This is a genomic window from Kluyvera ascorbata ATCC 33433, from assembly GCF_000735365.1.
Lineage (GTDB): Bacteria > Pseudomonadota > Gammaproteobacteria > Enterobacterales > Enterobacteriaceae > Kluyvera > Kluyvera ascorbata.
Genome location: NZ_JMPL01000018.1, coordinates 1 through 15555 on the forward strand (window position 1 = coordinate 1; position 15555 = coordinate 15555).

Sequence of the window (15555 nt, forward strand, 5' to 3'; positions counted from 1 at the left end):
GTTCACCTGGGCTTCAATCTGGTCTTTCGGCAGCTTGCTCAGCTTCAGGCCGAACGCCAGATTCTCACGCACGGTCATATGCGGATACAGCGCATAGTTCTGGAACACCATCGCAATCCCGCGCTCCTTTGGCGCCAGGTTGTTCACTATCTTCTCGCCGATACGAATTTCACCTCCGCTGATGGTTTCAAGTCCTGCCAGCATCCGCAGCGTGGTGGATTTGGCGCAGCCGGACGGACCAACAATCACCATAAACTCCCCTTCCGCAATGTTAAGATCGATACCATGTACCGCTTTGAAGCCGTTGGAGTAGACCTTTTCCAGTTTATTAAAAATCACTTCAGCCATGATAGTTCCCTCTTAACCTTTAATTCCGCTGCTGGAGACACCCTGGACGAAGTAGCGCTGCGCCAGGAAGAACACAATGATAGATGGCAGGATGGAGATACTCGCCATTGCCAGAATTTCGTTCCACGGCGCACCTTCGGTCACGTCGATGGACATTTTAAGCGCCAGGGCAATCGGATATTTATCCACGCTGTAGACGTAAATCAGCGGGCCGATAAAGTCGTTCATCGACCACATAAACTGGAACAGCGCGACAGAGATAATCGCCGGTTTCAGAATCGGTACGACCACGTACCACAGCACCTGCCAGGAATTGCAGCCGTCAATCTGCGCCGCTTCTTCCATATCACGCGGTACACCGCGCAGGAACTGAATCAGCATAAAGACGAAGAAGCCCTGAGTGGCAAACGCCGTCGGCAGATACAGTGGTAGGTAGCTGTTGAGCATGCCCATTTCACGGAACATCAGGTACTGAGGAATCAGCAGTACGGTACTTGGCAACAGCATGGTGGCGATGAGCGTGGCAAACCAGAACTTCTTCCACGGGATCTCGAAGCGGGCAAAGCCGTAGGCCACGATGGTGGAAGAGACGATGGTCAGAATCACCTTCGGAATAACATATTTGAAGGTGTTAATCATATAGTGACCGAAGTCGTATTCCGTCCCGGTTTTCCAGCCGTTGATAAACCCATCCCAGGTGGCATGCACCGGCCAGAGATTCAGGGTGGTGAAAATTTCGTGGTTCGGTTTAAACGATGCCGAGAACATCCACGCCAGCGGGTAAAGCATCATCAACCCGACCACCAGCAGAATGGTATATCGCAGCGAGCGACTGATTTTTTCGCGACGTAGCGTACGGGCTACTTCGCGTGCAGCCTCCTGCTCGGTCGCAGACATGGTGTGCAGATTAGCCATTTTTGCCTCCCTTATCGGCGGAGTAGAAGACCCAGTATTTCGACGATTTGAAGGCAACGGCCGCAAAGGCAGCCACCACCAGGAACAGGACCCACGCCAACGCGGCACCGTAGCCCATATCAAAATATTTAAAGGCGGTATCGTAGATGTAGAGTGAGAACAGGTAGGTGTAGTAGGTCGGGCCTCCGCCGGTAATCACATACGGACCGGTAAATTCCTGGAAGGTGCCGCTGGTCTGCATAATGAAGTTAAAGAAGATAACCGGCGTTATCAGCGGCACCGTCACCTTGAGGAACATCTGCCACTTCGAGGCACCGTCAATCATCGCCGCTTCATACTGCGACTGCGGAACGTTTTGCAACGCAGCCAGGAAGATGACCATCGCCGAACCAAACTGCCAGACGCGCAGCAGGGTTACGGAAATCAGCGCCAGAGAGGGTTCGCCCAGCCAGTTGATCGGGTCAACGCCAATCGCCCCGAGCATGCTGTTGAACAGGCCATCGATGGCGAATAATGCGCGCCACAACACCGCAATCGCCACCGAACTGCCGAGAATAGACGGGATGTAGTAGGCGGTACGGAAGAAGCCAATGCCCCGCAGTTTGAAATTCAACACGAAGGCAATGCCTAGCGCGAACGCCAGCTTGACGGGAATAGTCAGAAATACGTAGACGAAGGTGACCGCCATCGATTTCCAGAAGAGCGGATCTTCCGTCAGCATGTAGCGATAGTTTTCAATGCCGTTAAATTCCGGCGGGCTCATTAAATCATACTGGGTGAAACTCAATAGAAACGACGAAATAAAGGGAAATGCGGTAAAGACCACTAGCCCTATTATGTACGGCGAGATCCATGCCAGCCCTAATAACTTATTCTCGTTCATAGATTCCTCTAATATAATAAAGATATCTTGCAAGACGTTCCGTGATATCGGAGGTACAGTGATCTTTATCACATTTAATATTAGCTAATAAAAATTAGCTGTGAACTTTAGCAAAAAAATGAAAAAACATTTCATTTTATAAAGATTAAACCCTATAGTCGGAAAATAATCTCTCTTTTGAAGGCTGCCGCTATGGCTTTGCGTCGTCACGCTACCTATTTCCCTGAAAATGCATCGCTGATGATTAAGCACATCGCGGATCAGGATATCTGTCCCCTGCATGCCCATGACTTTTACGAAATGGTCTGTGTCTCTTCAGGGAGCGGTATGCACGTTATCGACGGCATTTCATGGCCTATCAGTTGCGGTTCCGTGTTTATCATCGCGCCGAATGAAGAACATTATTTTGAGAAAGTGGAAAAGCTATCGCTGCTCAATATTCTCATTCATCCCGACTTCTTGACGGATACCCTACTCACGTTGCTGGCTAACTTCGTGCCAAATAAACAATTTATGGCCACGCATCAAACCATCGTACATAGTGCATTTTATACCAACCTATTAAATGAAGAGCTCAACAAAGAATTAGCCTGGCGTTCCGTCATGCTGGAGACATTATTCACCCAACTCGTCGTGTTTTTACAGCGAGGTCATGTTAGTCAGACAACTAATGATTGTGCCAAAGAAGATTCTATTATCTATCTGCTAAATTATTTGCATCACAATTATGCAAATGATCAATTAAGCATTGATTACCTGGCACAAAAATTTAATATCCAAAAGCGCATGCTGGAACGTAAAGTACAGTCGATTACTGCGCTCACACCGAATGATTACATTACTCACGTCCGCTTATGCCATGCCATGAACCTGCTGGTCACCTCGGAGCAGTCCATCACCGATATCGCCTACCTGTGCGGTTTTAACGACAGCAACTACTTCTCTCATCGTTTCAAACTCTTTTTCGGCATGCCGCCGCGCACGGTGCGCAAGTACGGGCTGTTTCCGCTGATAAACCACCGTACGGCTCTCCAGTCCTGAGACGGAGAGCCGCTGTGGCTCAGATAAACAGATTTTGATACTCAATCAGCGCCAGCATCGCCATCGCCTGTCCATACGGCATGGAAGTACGTTCGATATTGCGATAGTAGTCGAGATCCTTGCCCATTCCGGTGCCGAAAGAAACGTTCTCCAGCTCGCCCTGCGAGCTAATTTGCCGCATGACGCCTTCCGCCGCCGCTACCCCGGTCGCCAGGAAACGTTTATCAATATAGCGCTTACGCACCGCCTTCAGAATGCCGTAGGCGAAGCCTGCCGAGGCGGACGATTCCAGGTAGGAAGTTGGGTCATCCAGCAGCGTGTGCCAGAGTCCGCTCTCTTTATCCTGCCGCTCCGCCAGCGCAGCAACCTGACGCGAGAGTTGCCCTAGCAGGAATTCGCGAACCGGGTCGCCCTGCGGCAAATCGAGCATCTCAATAAAGTCAGGGATTGCCACCGTTACCCAGCTATTACCTCGTCCCCACAGCGCTTTGGCGTAGTGGTGTCGGCCCTCGAAATTCCAGCCGTGATACCACAACCCCGTCGGGGCATCACACAGATACTGAGAATGAAGCAGAAACTGCCGCTTGGCCTCTTCAACCCATTCCGGACGATTCAGCACCTGGCCCGCTTTTGCCAGCGGCATCACGCTCATCATCAGCGTGTCGTCCCACAGCTGTTGATGGTGCGCATAATTAAAGGTCATATGCTGTAAACCACCGAGCTCGGTGCGTGGCATTTCGTACATCACCCAGTTGGCCCAGCATTCAATATAGCGCTTCCATGGCGTGTAGCCATTCTCTTCGTACACCGAGGCCAGCGTCAGCATCGGGGCCATGGTGTTAACATTTTTGGTCGGCGTGCCTTCACGGAAACGATCCGCGAACCACTGCTCAATAATCGCCAGCCAGCGCGGGTCTCGGGTTTGCTGCCAGTACTGCCAGAGCCCGTAGAGACCTACGCCGTGGGTCCACTCCCAGCCGCCCCAGCCTTTGGTGTCGACCACGCGTCCATCGGCCAGCGTCATCAGAAACGCGCCGTTTTCATCGCGAATGTTCACCAGCGCATCAATCAGTTTTTCCGTCATCAGCACCGTTTCATCGGCGCTAAACTGCAGTTGTTTCCTCTCCATGAACTCCCCTTACTTCGTCGGTGCATGTTTACGCAGCGCGCGCTTCGCCGTGCGTTCAAACTCTTTTGCCGCGTCTTGTGCGCTAATTTTGCCGTAATCGATCCGCTGGGTGAGATCCAGCCAGTACTGTTCGATCTCTGGGTTTTTAAAGTACGGTGAGACGTAGACGTTGTCCGACGGCATGCTTTCGACCAGCTTTAGTCCGGTTATCACTGGGTCATTCGGCTGCGCCATATTGGTTTTCAGCACGAAGTCTGCCGCCGCTTTGCTGACCGGGAAGCCGCGCTCCAGCCCCATTAACTGTACGCCTTCCGGCTGGTTAACCATAAAATCAAGCAGCATCGCCGCCTCTTTCGGGTGCTGCGTGTTGCGGCTGATGGCAAAGATCATCGATGGTTTGATAAACAGCCCCGCATCCTTGGCGCCCGGCAGCAGCGGATATGGCCCCACTTCGAGTTTCGCCGGTGGTGCCAGAGTGTCTTCATATTTGGCGACCGCCGAGCTCATCAGGTTTGAGCCGCCAAATTCGCCGTTGATCCACGGTTTCATCTCAAACGGCTGCGCTTTGCCAAAGGATTGAATGTACTTCTGGCTTGGCAGGACGTGCTCGGCAACCAGTTTCTGGTAGACCTGTACAAACTCCAGCCATTGCGCTTCGCTGTAGGTGAACTCCCCTTTCTCATTGAGCATCGGCTGGTTGTATTTCTGTACCATCCACGAGTTAATCAGCTCCATTGAAGTGGTGACGATCGCCGGATAGTAGTTATCCCCGAGCTTCTCTTTAAACACGTGACCAGCGGCAAAGAGTTCATCCCAGGTTTTCGGGTAGGCCAGCCCGGCTTTCTTCCAGGTTTCGGTGTTGTAGTAGAGAATAGGCGCCACCAGCGACACCGGCAGCCCCTGCACTTTGCCATTGACGGTTACGGTGCTGAGCTTGCCCGCATAGTTGTCCAGCCCTACCTCTTTGCTGAGCTGGTTAAGATCGTAAAAGCCATTACCCGACCGCGAAAACACCTGAATCCAGCTCCAGTCGAGCTGCATTACGTCAGGTTCATTCTTCCCGGCTATCTGCGTGGAAAGGCGTGATACGAAGCCATCCCAGCCAGTATACTCCGCTTTCACCTTGATATTCGGGTGCGCCTGTTCGAAGGCGCGGATGGTTTTCAGCGTGTTCTGGTGGCGAGAGTTAGCGCCCCACCAGGCCACGCGCAGCGTCACCGTATCACTGTCATCAGCAAAGGTCGGTGTCGCGCACAGCATGCCGCTACAGGCGAGCATTAATGAGAAGGCGATCTTTTTCATTTAGAGCTTCCTTTTAGTAAAGGGGCTATCTCCGCCAGATAGACGGCAGGCAAACCATCGCGGTCAGAGGTATAGAGCACGTGGCTTAGGTCCGGGCTAAAAGAGGGATGCGGATGGCTTGCCTGACACTGCCCATCGATAACGCGCCAGGAGGTGTCGTGGCGGGTAATTTTGCGCGTGTGCTTTTGGTCTGGCGCAAACAGGTAAAGCCACGGGTCGGTTAACGCCGTATAGCCACCCTCATCGGTTAAATCAACCGGTGTACCACAGCCGTCACCGACCAGGAGCGACCCGTCGTGGTTACTCATCAGATGCGAACAGGCGGGCATTTCCATCACCTTCTCACTCTGCACGCTACCGGCCAGCGTCTGACAAATGTGCCGCTGATGCGTCTCTTTATGCAGCGAGACGAAAACGATGCGCGAACCGTCAGGCACCCAAAATTCGTGGGTAAAGGTTTCCGCCTCCGGCTGGCTGACCGGCGTGGAGAGGCCGGTCGGGCGGTCGTACAGCCAAATGCGGTTACGGATCAGATCGTGTGGCCCTTCATGGCAGTACATGATGGTGTTGGTGTCGTTCGGACGAAAACCGGGATGCCCCAGCCAGCGCGACTCTTCAAACAGAATCTCGGTTCGTCCAGTAGCGAGGTCGACAACTTCGCAACGCGTTGTCGGGTTCATATGATACTGACGCTGGAAATCATTCCAGTCATTCAGCGGTATCCAGGTTTCCGCCGATAACGACATACCAATCATCTTGCTGCCGGTACTATCTGGTGCCCAGGCGCTGGTACTGACCCACTGTGAAGGCAGCTCATAGAGAATCTCTTCGCGCAAACTATCCAGTTCTACACGGACGATATGGCGGTTCTGCCGCATAAAGATCAGCGCGCTGTCGTCCTGCGTGATGAAGCCGTCAAAGCTATTGTCGCCAGGGCCTTCCGTCAGTTGACGCAGCGTATGCTGCTGCAAATCCAGCAGCCAGTAGTTCCAGTTGCCTTCATCCACACCGCCAATCAGCAGTTGCCTGCCTTGCTGCGAAAAGCACTTCTGATAGAAGTAGTTGCGATGAAAGATACGATCCCGCGGCGTTAGCCGTACCACGCGAACCTGCGTGACGGGGTCAATTTCAGATGTAAACGTCAGTGGAGTGACATCACCCTTTGCCATAGTGTCCTCAATGTCAGGAGTTGTCTGGTCGATTCAAAGGCATCCCAGGATGCGGATTCTCCCATCAGGCCAGGCTGACAGGAGTCGCTCACAGCATGCCGAGGCGCTCCGACAATAACCTTTGAAATAAAGACAAAGCCTGTTACCGGGTGACGCAATAACAAAGGTTGCAGCGTTATCATGAATAATTTCAGCCATGCTCACATTCTTAACACGACAAATATCTTTCTTAGCTTTCCCGACAAAAAAACTAAACAGTTGGTGGTTTTATAAAGGTTTTAACTCAGCGACGGATGCTTAACTACGGGCGTTCATTTAGCGAAAGCTTGCCAGCAGCGGCAATTAATACCTCAGCAGACTTACGTGGAGTGAACTGAGTGCATTTTTAATGCCTTATTCAAATAATAACGAGGAAAGAATTATTATGTTATCCGGTAAATACCTTATAGCAGGTTGCGCTTTATTAACCAGTAACGTTGTACTGGCTGAAGAATATACCTCTCCAATCCGCTCGCTGAGCCTCGACTACCGTCATGAGTACCGAGTGCGTGACCGTACTCACTATGACAAACTAAACATGTCTGCGGCCTTGCCGGATAATTATAATTTTTCAATTGAGACTAAATACAAGACAGGTGGCAATGATCCGCAGGATAAATGGTATAATGATCCGGTCATCAACGCCGTCGAACTTACATTATCGAAATCGTTTACCTTCGGTAATTTTAAAATAGCGCCACTCATCCAACCCGAATTCAACAGTGAAAGAACGGAATGGAAATTCGGATTTGTACCCTGGTATACGATTAATGAAAATTGGGCTATAGGAGGGATGTATCGTTTTGAACTGACTGATTATGCTAACGACCCAGACTGCGGATATAACGGTGATAAATCCTGTAGCACCAATAAACATCGCACCGTTAACCGTGGCGATCTCTATTTACGCTATACCCTGGACCGTTTCTCTACTACCTACAAATTCATCTACAAGCACGGTGATGAAGTGCTTTGGGGAAACCAGAACTACGATTATGAGCAGGAATGGCAGTTTGACTATTCACTTGGGGATAAAAAAGAGTGGAAACCGTATGTCACCTTTGGCGACATTGGCCGCTCGTCAAAATCCACCGAGCGCCAGTTCCGTCTGCGTATGGGGGTAGTTTACACCTTTAAATAAGCATTATTCCTCTCACGCCGGATTGGCGTGAGAGGCGCGTTTCTGTTCAACATGCCACGCTAGCGTTTTCTTTTGCTGCAATTGCCAACGTCCGTTTTGGGGCCCGCCGTCGGCCCCTTTTTTTAGCTCAGCATATTACGAATGACATAGTGCAGAATGCCGTCATTCTGGTAATAGGTCAGCTCTGTCGCCGTATCAATACGGCAGCGACACGCCAGCGTCTGCTGCTGCCCGTCAGGCCGAGTGATCAGCACCGGGATGATGGCGCCAGGCTTCAGCTGTTGCAGCCCGGCGATATCAATCTGCTCTTCACCGGTCAGCTTCAGCGTTTTACGGTCTTCCCCCTGCGGGAATTCCAGCGGCAGAATGCCCATACCTATCAGGTTTGAACGGTGAATACGTTCGAATGATTCAGCAATCACCACGCGAACGCCAAGCAGACGCGGTCCTTTTGCCGCCCAGTCACGGCTCGAGCCCGAACCGTACTCTTTACCCGCAATGACCGCCAGCGGTGTCCCCTGCTGTTGATAAGCCATGGCCGCATCGTATATTGACATCACCTCGTCACCGGGCAGCAGACGCGTCATGCCACCTTCAACGCCCGGCACCATCTCATTACGGATACGAATATTGGCGAAGGTGCCGCGCATCATCACCAGGTGGTTACCACGACGGGAACCGTAGGAGTTAAAATCGCGGCTAGCGACGCCGTTTTCCTGCAGATAACGACCTGCGGGGCTGTCGGCCTTAATACTGCCCGCGGGAGAGATATGGTCGGTGGTGACTGAATCGCCCAGCATCGCGAGCACACGCGCCCCGTGAATATCCTGCACCGGGTCAGGCGTCACACCCATTTCGTCAAAGAACGGCGAGAGTCGGATATAGGTGGAATCATCCTGCCACTCGTAGGTGTCTGTAGCAGGTACATCGATAGCCTTCCATTCCGGCGTACCGGCAAAGACTTCCGCATACTCTTTGTGGAACATCCCCGTAGACACCTGCTGAACCGCTTGTGCTATCTCAGTGCTGCTCGGCCAGATATCTTTCAGATAGACCGGGTTTCCCTTGCTGTCGAGCCCCAGCGGATCGTGGGTCAGATCCACCCGCATATTTCCGGCCAGCGCGTAGGCGACGACCAGCGGCGGCGAGGCCAACCAGTTGGTTTTCACCAGTGGATGAATACGGCCTTCAAAATTGCGGTTGCCGGACAGCACCGCTCCCACCGTCAGATCACCCTGTTTGATGGCGTTCTCAATTGGATCCGGCAGCGGGCCTGAGTTACCGATACAAGTCGTACAACCATAGCCGACCAGGTTAAAACCAAGCTGGTCGAGATACTGCGTCAGACCTGCGTGCGCCAGATAATCGGACACCACCTTCGAGCCAGGCGCCAGCGACGCCTTAACCCACGGTTTAGGCTGTAATCCCAACGCGATGGCTTTTTTCGCCAGCAGACCCGCGGCCATCAACACGCTGGGGTTCGACGTGTTAGTACAAGAAGTGATAGCCGCAATGACCACCGCCCCTTCCGGAAGGGAATACGGTTTACCGTTTAGGGTAAAGTCGACAGCAGTTTTGCCGGCAGCGCCCGCGTTAACCGCCAGTTCAGTCGTAGCGTTAAACGCCTGAGGTACCTGAGCCAGCGCGACGCGGTCCTGCGGACGTTTCGGACCCGCAAGGCTTGCTTCAACGTCACCCATATCCAGCGCCAGCGTCTGGCTGAACACCGGCTCATCGCCTTTAGAGCGCCACATCCCCTGTGCTTTAGCATAGGCCTCAACCAGCGCGACCTGCTGGTCGCTGCGCCCGCTGAGGCGCATGTAAGAAAGCGTAATGTCGTCTATCGGGAAGAAGCCACAGGTTGCACCGTATTCCGGCGCCATGTTGGCAATGGTTGCCCGGTCTGCCAGCGGCAGGGAATCCAGGCCATCGCCGTAGAATTCAACAAATTTGCCGACGACGCCAAGCTTACGTAGCATCTGCGTGACCGTCAGCACCAGGTCAGTTGCGGTGATCCCTTCACGGAGCTTACCGCTCAGCTTGAAGCCAACCACGTCCGGTATCAACATCGAGACCGGCTGGCCTAGCATCGCCGCTTCCGCTTCGATACCGCCAACGCCCCACCCTAAAACCCCCAGGCCGTTAATCATGGTGGTGTGGGAGTCGGTCCCCACCAACGTGTCTGGGTAGGCAACGAGTTCATCGCCCTGCTGTTCACTCCACACCGCTTTACCCAGGTACTCGAGGTTAACCTGGTGGCAAATCCCCGTTCCCGGCGGCACTACGCGGAACTGGCTAAAAGCCTGCTGGCCCCAGCGTAAGAAGGTATAGCGCTCATGGTTGCGCGACATTTCTAGACGCACGTTTTCATCAAACGCATCATCATCACCGAAGCGATCCACCGTGACCGAGTGGTCAATCACCAGATCGACCGGGGAAAGCGGATTCACTTTGTGGGTATCGCCGCCGAGGCGTTTCACCGCTTCACGCATGGCGGCCAGGTCTACGACAGCCGGTACGCCGGTAAAGTCCTGCATCAGCACGCGCGCTGGGCGATAGGCTATCTCACGGTCAGCGTGCGCCTGTTTAAGCCATCCGGCAAGCGCCTGAATATCGTCAGCGGTAACGGAGTCGCCGTCCTGCCAGCGGAGCAGGTTTTCCAGAAGAACTTTGAGTGATTTAGGCAGGCGGGTGATGTCACCCAGGGTCTTAGCAGCCAGCGGTAGGCTGTAGTAACGGTAGGTTTTATTATCGACCTGTAGTGTTTCCTTGCAGGTCTCTCGTAGTGTTGACGACATAGCTCCTCCTTCAATGGCGGGAATTGCAGTACTCTGACACTCCTCATGGTCTATATAAAAGATAACACATTCAGGGGATAACGCCGGGAAAGGGCTCAGATTGATAAATGCGATCAATAGGTTATTAAGAATAACTACCAACTGGAATTAATAGCAGGGAAAGGATTTATTTCGTATGAGGGAGGTAAAACGAAAGGAGTAAATAACCACGTGGTTACTGTTTCTTATTCTCATCTTGATTGAAGAGATCGATAAATTCTTTCTGGTCGTGGGTCAATTTCCATTCATCAGGGACGTTGACCTTATTATTTTTGTCATCTTGCGGTTTTTTTTCTACCGGAACGAGAGGCTTCACCGGCTTGACGCGTTCAGACGTAAGCATAGCTAGCCCCAGAATTTCCAAACCAGCAGCGCCAGCGCTACCCAGAACAGCGCAGACCCGAGGAATACGCTCAGCCATGCTTTACGTTTCACGCGAGTTTCGTTCTTTTCTGACACCATTACTGCCCTCTCACAATCGATATTACTTATCATTATCGCACCAATCAATTGTTACAACTAATCATCGTTGAGATAAATCCTAAGTAAATTCTATGCAAAAATCCAGAGGTTTTACGAATATTACAATGAGATTAATTTAATCTTTTGAGCCCAAAGCGATATTTGAGAGGAGAAATTTGCCTAACGTTAAATTTATTTCTACTTTTGCTGCGTAATTCGTAATAGAAACAATTCTTAATCAGGATAGAGAGCTAACGGAGAGGGGAAAAGCCTTTTGTTCCGGGAGGATATAAGCTATCCGCCTCTTCATCGTAGAGGCGGATAATTAAATCGGGACTATTTTTCCGGCAGTTTAATATCTTTAAACATCGCTTCAATGTCTTCATTCGAGCGCAGCGCTACGGCGGTGTCTACGACATCGCGCGTAAGATGTGGTGCAAATCGCTGAATAAAATCATACATATAGCTGCGCAGGAAGGTACTGCGACGGAAGCCGATTTTGGTGGTGCTGTGGCTGAAAATACCGTCGGCGTCCAGTTTAACCAGATCCGGGTCAGAAATAGGATCGACGGCCATGCTGGCGATCACCCCTACCCCTAAGCCCAGTCTTACGTAAGTTTTAATGACATCGGCGTCGGTCGCGGTGAAGACAATACGCGGCGTCAGGCCCGCGCGGTTAAATGCGGTATCCAACTCAGAACGGCCGGTAAAGCCAAAGGTGTAGGTCACCAGCGGGTACTGTGCCAATTCTTCAATGGTGACGGACGTTTTCGATGCCAGCGGGTGCTCCGGCGTCACGACAATCGAACGGTTCCAGTGGTAGCAAGGCAGCATCACCAGATCGTCATAGAGGTGCAGCGCTTCGGTCGCGATAGCAAAGTCCGCGTTACCTTTAGAGACCGCTTCTGCAATTTGCGTCGGCGAGCCTTGATGCATATGCAGTGACACACGCGGGTAGCGTTCGATAAACCCCTTGATGACACCGGGCAGCGCGTAACGCGCCTGCGTATGCGTTGTCGCAACGTACAATGACCCTTTATCCGGCCAGGTATGCTCACCGGCAACAGACTTAATCGCATCAACTTTTGAGAGCACTTCACGAGCAATACGGATGATTTCCTGGCCGGCTGGCGTCACCTGCGTCAGATGTTTGCCACTACGGGCAAAAATCTGAATCCCCAGCTCATCCTCCAGCATTCTGACCTGCTTACTGATACCAGGCTGCGAAGTATACAAACCTTCGGCGGTCGAGGAGACGTTAAGGTTGTGGTTCACCACCTCAACGATATAGCGGAGTTGCTGTAATTTCATGCGGTTGTATCCAGTCTGCGCTCAGGAATCGGTCATAAAGACGATTTAATCATAAGAAATGCATTGGCTATAACCACTATATCATTTATAGCAAGTGTGTATAGATGGAAACAAAAATAATAACGAGGTTATAAAAAAGGGCCGCAATTGCGGCCCTTTGTGACGTTCTTGGCAAAAAACGCTACTTTTTCGCTTCAACCCATTTACCGTCAACGAAGAACGCTGACCAGCCGGTTGCCTTGCCATCTTTCTCGGAAGCAACATACTGCTGTTTGGTTTTACGGCTGAAACGCACCATCGTTTTGTTCCCTGCCGGGTCCTGCTGCGGCGCATCGGCCAGATAACGCAGTTTTTCCGGCAGACGGTCACGGAAGCGGAACAGTTCTTCAACCAGCGGCGCACGGGTTTCGCGCGATTTCGGGAAGGTGTTGGCTGCCAGGAATACCCCAGCCGCGCCATCACGCAGCACGAAATAGGCGTCAGACTTCTCGCACGGCAGTTCCGGCAACGGTACCGGATCTTCCTTCGGTGGAGCCACTTCACCGCTACGCAGGATCTTACGGGTGTTCTTACATTCTTCGTTAGTACAAGCCATGTATTTACCAAAACGCCCCATTTTCAGGTGCATTTCAGAACCACATTTTTCGCACTCAACGATTGGGCCATCATACCCCTTGATGCGGAACTCGCCTTCTTCAATCTCGTAGCCGTCGCAGGTCGGGTTGTTACCACAAACGTGCAGCTTGCGTTTCGGATCGATGAGGTAGCTGTCCATCGCCGTACCGCACTTCTGGCAGCGACGTTTAGCGCGCAGCGCGTTGGTTTCCGCGTCGTCGCCTTCCAGCACGTTCAGCACTTCGTTTTCCGGCACCAGGTTAATGGTGGTTTTGCAGCGTTCTTTTGGCGACAGCGCATAGCCGGAACAGCCAAGGAACACGCCGGTGCTGGCGGTACGAATGCCCATCTTGCGACCGCAGGTCGGGCAATCGATACTGGTCAGCACCATCTCGTTCGGCTGCATGCCGCCCTCTTCTGGCGGTTTCTCAGCCGTTTCGAGCTGCTTGGTGAAATCACCAAAGAACAGATCCAGTACCTGCTTCCACTCGGCTTCGTGGTTTGCCACGCGGTCGAGATGGTCCTCCATCTGCGCGGTAAAGTCGTAGTTCATCAGCTCGCGGAAGTTCGCTTCCAGACGATCGGTGACGATCTCGCCCATTTTTTCCGCGTAGAAACGACGGTTTTCGGTGCGCACATAGCCGCGGTCCTGAATGGTCGAAATGATCGACGCATAGGTGGACGGGCGACCGATGCCGCGTTTTTCCAGCTCTTTAACCAGCGAGGCTTCGCTAAAGCGTGCAGGCGGTTTGGTGAAGTGCTGCGCCGGGGTCAGTTCAACCAGGCTCAGTTTATCGCCCTGATTCACCATCGGCAGCGTGCGGTCTTCATCGCCTTTACGCAGCGCTGGCATCACTTTGGTCCAGCCGTCAAAGCGCAGAGTACGGCCACGCGCTTTGAGTTTGAAATCGCCCGCTTTTACGGTCAGCGTAGTGGAGTCGTACTGCGCTGGCGTCATCTGACAGGCCACGAACTGGCGCCAGATCAGCTGATACAGTTTCTGCGCGTCCGTTTCCATATCTTTCAGCGCTTCCGCCTGAACGGAAACATCGGAAGGACGGATCGCTTCGTGCGCTTCCTGCGAGTTTTCTTTGCTGGTGTACTGGTTCGGGTTCTCCGGCAGGTATTTCTTGCCAAAGTTATCGCCGATATAGTCGCGAACCATGCTCACCGCGTCCTGACTCAGGTTAGTGGAGTCGGTACGCATGTAGGTGATGTAGCCCGCTTCATACAGACGCTGCGCCATCATCATGGTTTTCTTCACGCCGAAGCCCAGACGCGTGCTGGCCGCCTGCTGCAGCGTGGAGGTAATAAACGGCGCGCCCGGCTTGCTGCTGGTCGGCTTGTCTTCACGCTCCAGCACGCTGTAGCTGGCTTTTTCCAGCAGGCTGACCGCAGCCATAGTTTCGTCGCGGTTAACCGGACGGAACGGCTTGTCACCCTGATGGGTCACTTCCAGCGGCAGGGCATCGCCGCCCGGCGTGGTGGTGCTGGCGTCAATTTCCCAGAATTCTTCCGGCACAAACGCTTTAATTTCGCGTTCGCGTTCAACGACCAGACGTACCGCTACCGACTGGACGCGACCGGCGGATAGACCGCGGGCAATCTTTTTCCACAGCAGCGGCGAGACCATATAGCCCACCACGCGGTCCATAAAGCGGCGCGCCTGCTGAGCGTTAACACGGTCGATATTCAGCTCGCCCGGCTTTTCGAACGCCTGACGAATCGCATTTTTCGTAATTTCGTTAAACACCACGCGGCTATAGCGTGATTCATCACCACCGATCACTTCCCGCAGGTGCCATGCAATGGCCTCCCCTTCGCGGTCAAGGTCGGTTGCGAGATAGATGTGGTCGGCTTTTTCCGCCAACTGTTTGAGTTCCGATACTACCTTTTCTTTGCCAGGCAGCACTTCATAGTGTGCCGCCCAGTCATGCCATGGGTCGACGCCCATGCGGTTAACCAGCGCGCCTCGTTCATCCTTTTTAGGCTTTTTGGCCGTTTTGGTGGAGGTAGAGTCAGCGCTCTTTTTGGCTGCTGAGCCACTTGTCGGCAAATCGCGGATATGACCGACGCTGGACTTAACCACGTAGTCATTACCCAGATACTTATTGATCGTTTTGGCTTTTGCCGGGGACTCAACGATAACGAGAGCTTTACCCATATTCACCTTACCTAATTTGATTCTTCCAGGAATACATCGCACATGTTCCACGTTCCACTGGCGACAAGCCTTGTATGTTGCGGCAATACCAATGGATATCAACCCTTTACCGACTGACTTTTGAGACATGTAGTCAGGTGGCTGAGTTTACAGACTTTTTTTCGTCAGGGTCTATAGCACGAAGAATATTTGGTCGAAT

Annotated in this window: 13 protein-coding genes; 2 read left to right on the forward strand and 11 right to left on the reverse strand. The window is 52.6% G+C overall.

What is annotated here, in order from left to right:
• From GKAS_RS07005 to GKAS_RS07015, 3 genes are all read right to left on the reverse strand, one after another.
• Nucleotides 1-348, reverse strand: a 348-nt coding sequence (locus tag GKAS_RS07005) for an ABC transporter ATP-binding protein (RefSeq protein ID WP_035892905.1), incomplete at its 3' end; no start/stop codon positions are given.
• A gap of 12 nt (nucleotides 349-360) precedes the next feature.
• A complete protein-coding gene (locus GKAS_RS07010) occupies nucleotides 361-1263 on the reverse strand; it encodes a carbohydrate ABC transporter permease (RefSeq protein WP_035892907.1) in 903 nt (300 codons plus the stop codon).
• A complete protein-coding gene (locus tag GKAS_RS07015) occupies nucleotides 1256-2146 on the reverse strand; it encodes a carbohydrate ABC transporter permease (RefSeq protein WP_035892909.1) in 891 nt (296 codons plus the stop codon). The genes GKAS_RS07010 and GKAS_RS07015 overlap by 8 nt, the downstream gene beginning before the upstream one ends.
• 192 nt (nucleotides 2147-2338) lie before the next feature.
• Here GKAS_RS07015 and GKAS_RS07020 point away from each other — a divergent pair, with 192 nt between their 5' ends.
• Entirely contained in the window at nucleotides 2339-3187 is an 849-nt protein-coding gene (locus GKAS_RS07020) for a helix-turn-helix domain-containing protein (protein ID WP_035892911.1), read from the forward strand.
• Between the two features lie 19 nt (nucleotides 3188-3206).
• Here GKAS_RS07020 and bglB read toward each other — a convergent pair whose 3' ends face one another.
• Genes bglB through GKAS_RS07035 form a run of 3 tightly spaced genes read right to left on the reverse strand, consistent with a single transcriptional unit; the run spans nucleotide 3207 to nucleotide 6787 of the window.
• Nucleotides 3207-4316, reverse strand: coding sequence for a beta-galactosidase BglB (gene bglB / locus GKAS_RS07025; RefSeq protein ID WP_035892913.1), 1110 nt, complete (start codon nucleotides 4314-4316; stop codon nucleotides 3207-3209).
• Between the two features lie 9 nt (nucleotides 4317-4325).
• Entirely contained in the window at nucleotides 4326-5618 is a 1293-nt protein-coding gene (locus GKAS_RS07030) for an ABC transporter substrate-binding protein (protein ID WP_035892916.1), read from the reverse strand.
• Complete coding sequence (locus GKAS_RS07035; protein ID WP_035892918.1) at nucleotides 5615-6787, reverse strand: oligogalacturonate lyase family protein; 1173 nt, start codon at nucleotides 6785-6787, stop codon at nucleotides 5615-5617. Before GKAS_RS07035 ends, GKAS_RS07030 begins: the two co-directional genes overlap by 4 nt.
• 424 nt (nucleotides 6788-7211) lie before the next feature.
• On the opposite strand from GKAS_RS07035, the gene GKAS_RS07040 reads away from it, so the two are divergent.
• Nucleotides 7212-7967 carry an oligogalacturonate-specific porin KdgM family protein gene (locus tag GKAS_RS07040; protein WP_072011362.1) on the forward strand — a complete coding sequence of 252 codons (756 nt, stop codon included), beginning with the start codon at nucleotides 7212-7214 and terminating at the stop codon, nucleotides 7965-7967.
• Nucleotides 7968-8089: 122 nt separating this feature from the next.
• On the opposite strand, the gene acnA is transcribed toward GKAS_RS07040, so the two are convergent.
• The 5 genes from acnA to topA form a co-directional block, all read right to left on the reverse strand.
• Nucleotides 8090-10765 (reverse strand): aconitate hydratase AcnA, encoded by a 2676-nt coding sequence (gene acnA / locus GKAS_RS07045; protein ID WP_035892920.1) that lies wholly within the window; start codon nucleotides 10763-10765, stop codon nucleotides 8090-8092.
• Between the two features lie 214 nt (nucleotides 10766-10979).
• On the reverse strand, nucleotides 10980-11147 hold the full coding sequence (locus GKAS_RS25255) for a hypothetical protein (protein WP_156105145.1): 168 nt from the start codon (nucleotides 11145-11147) through the stop codon (nucleotides 10980-10982).
• A 2-nt stretch (nucleotides 11148-11149) separates the two neighbouring features.
• A complete protein-coding gene (locus tag GKAS_RS23775; RefSeq protein WP_072011363.1) occupies nucleotides 11150-11266 on the reverse strand; it encodes a YmiA family putative membrane protein in 117 nt (38 codons plus the stop codon).
• Between the two features lie 336 nt (nucleotides 11267-11602).
• Nucleotides 11603-12577 (reverse strand): HTH-type transcriptional regulator CysB, encoded by a 975-nt coding sequence (cysB, locus tag GKAS_RS07050; RefSeq protein WP_035892921.1) that lies wholly within the window; start codon nucleotides 12575-12577, stop codon nucleotides 11603-11605.
• 181 nt (nucleotides 12578-12758) lie between these two features.
• Nucleotides 12759-15356, reverse strand: a complete 2598-nt coding sequence (gene topA, locus GKAS_RS07055; RefSeq protein ID WP_035892922.1) for a type I DNA topoisomerase — start codon at nucleotides 15354-15356, stop codon at nucleotides 12759-12761.
• Nucleotides 15357-15555 lie beyond the last annotated feature (199 nt).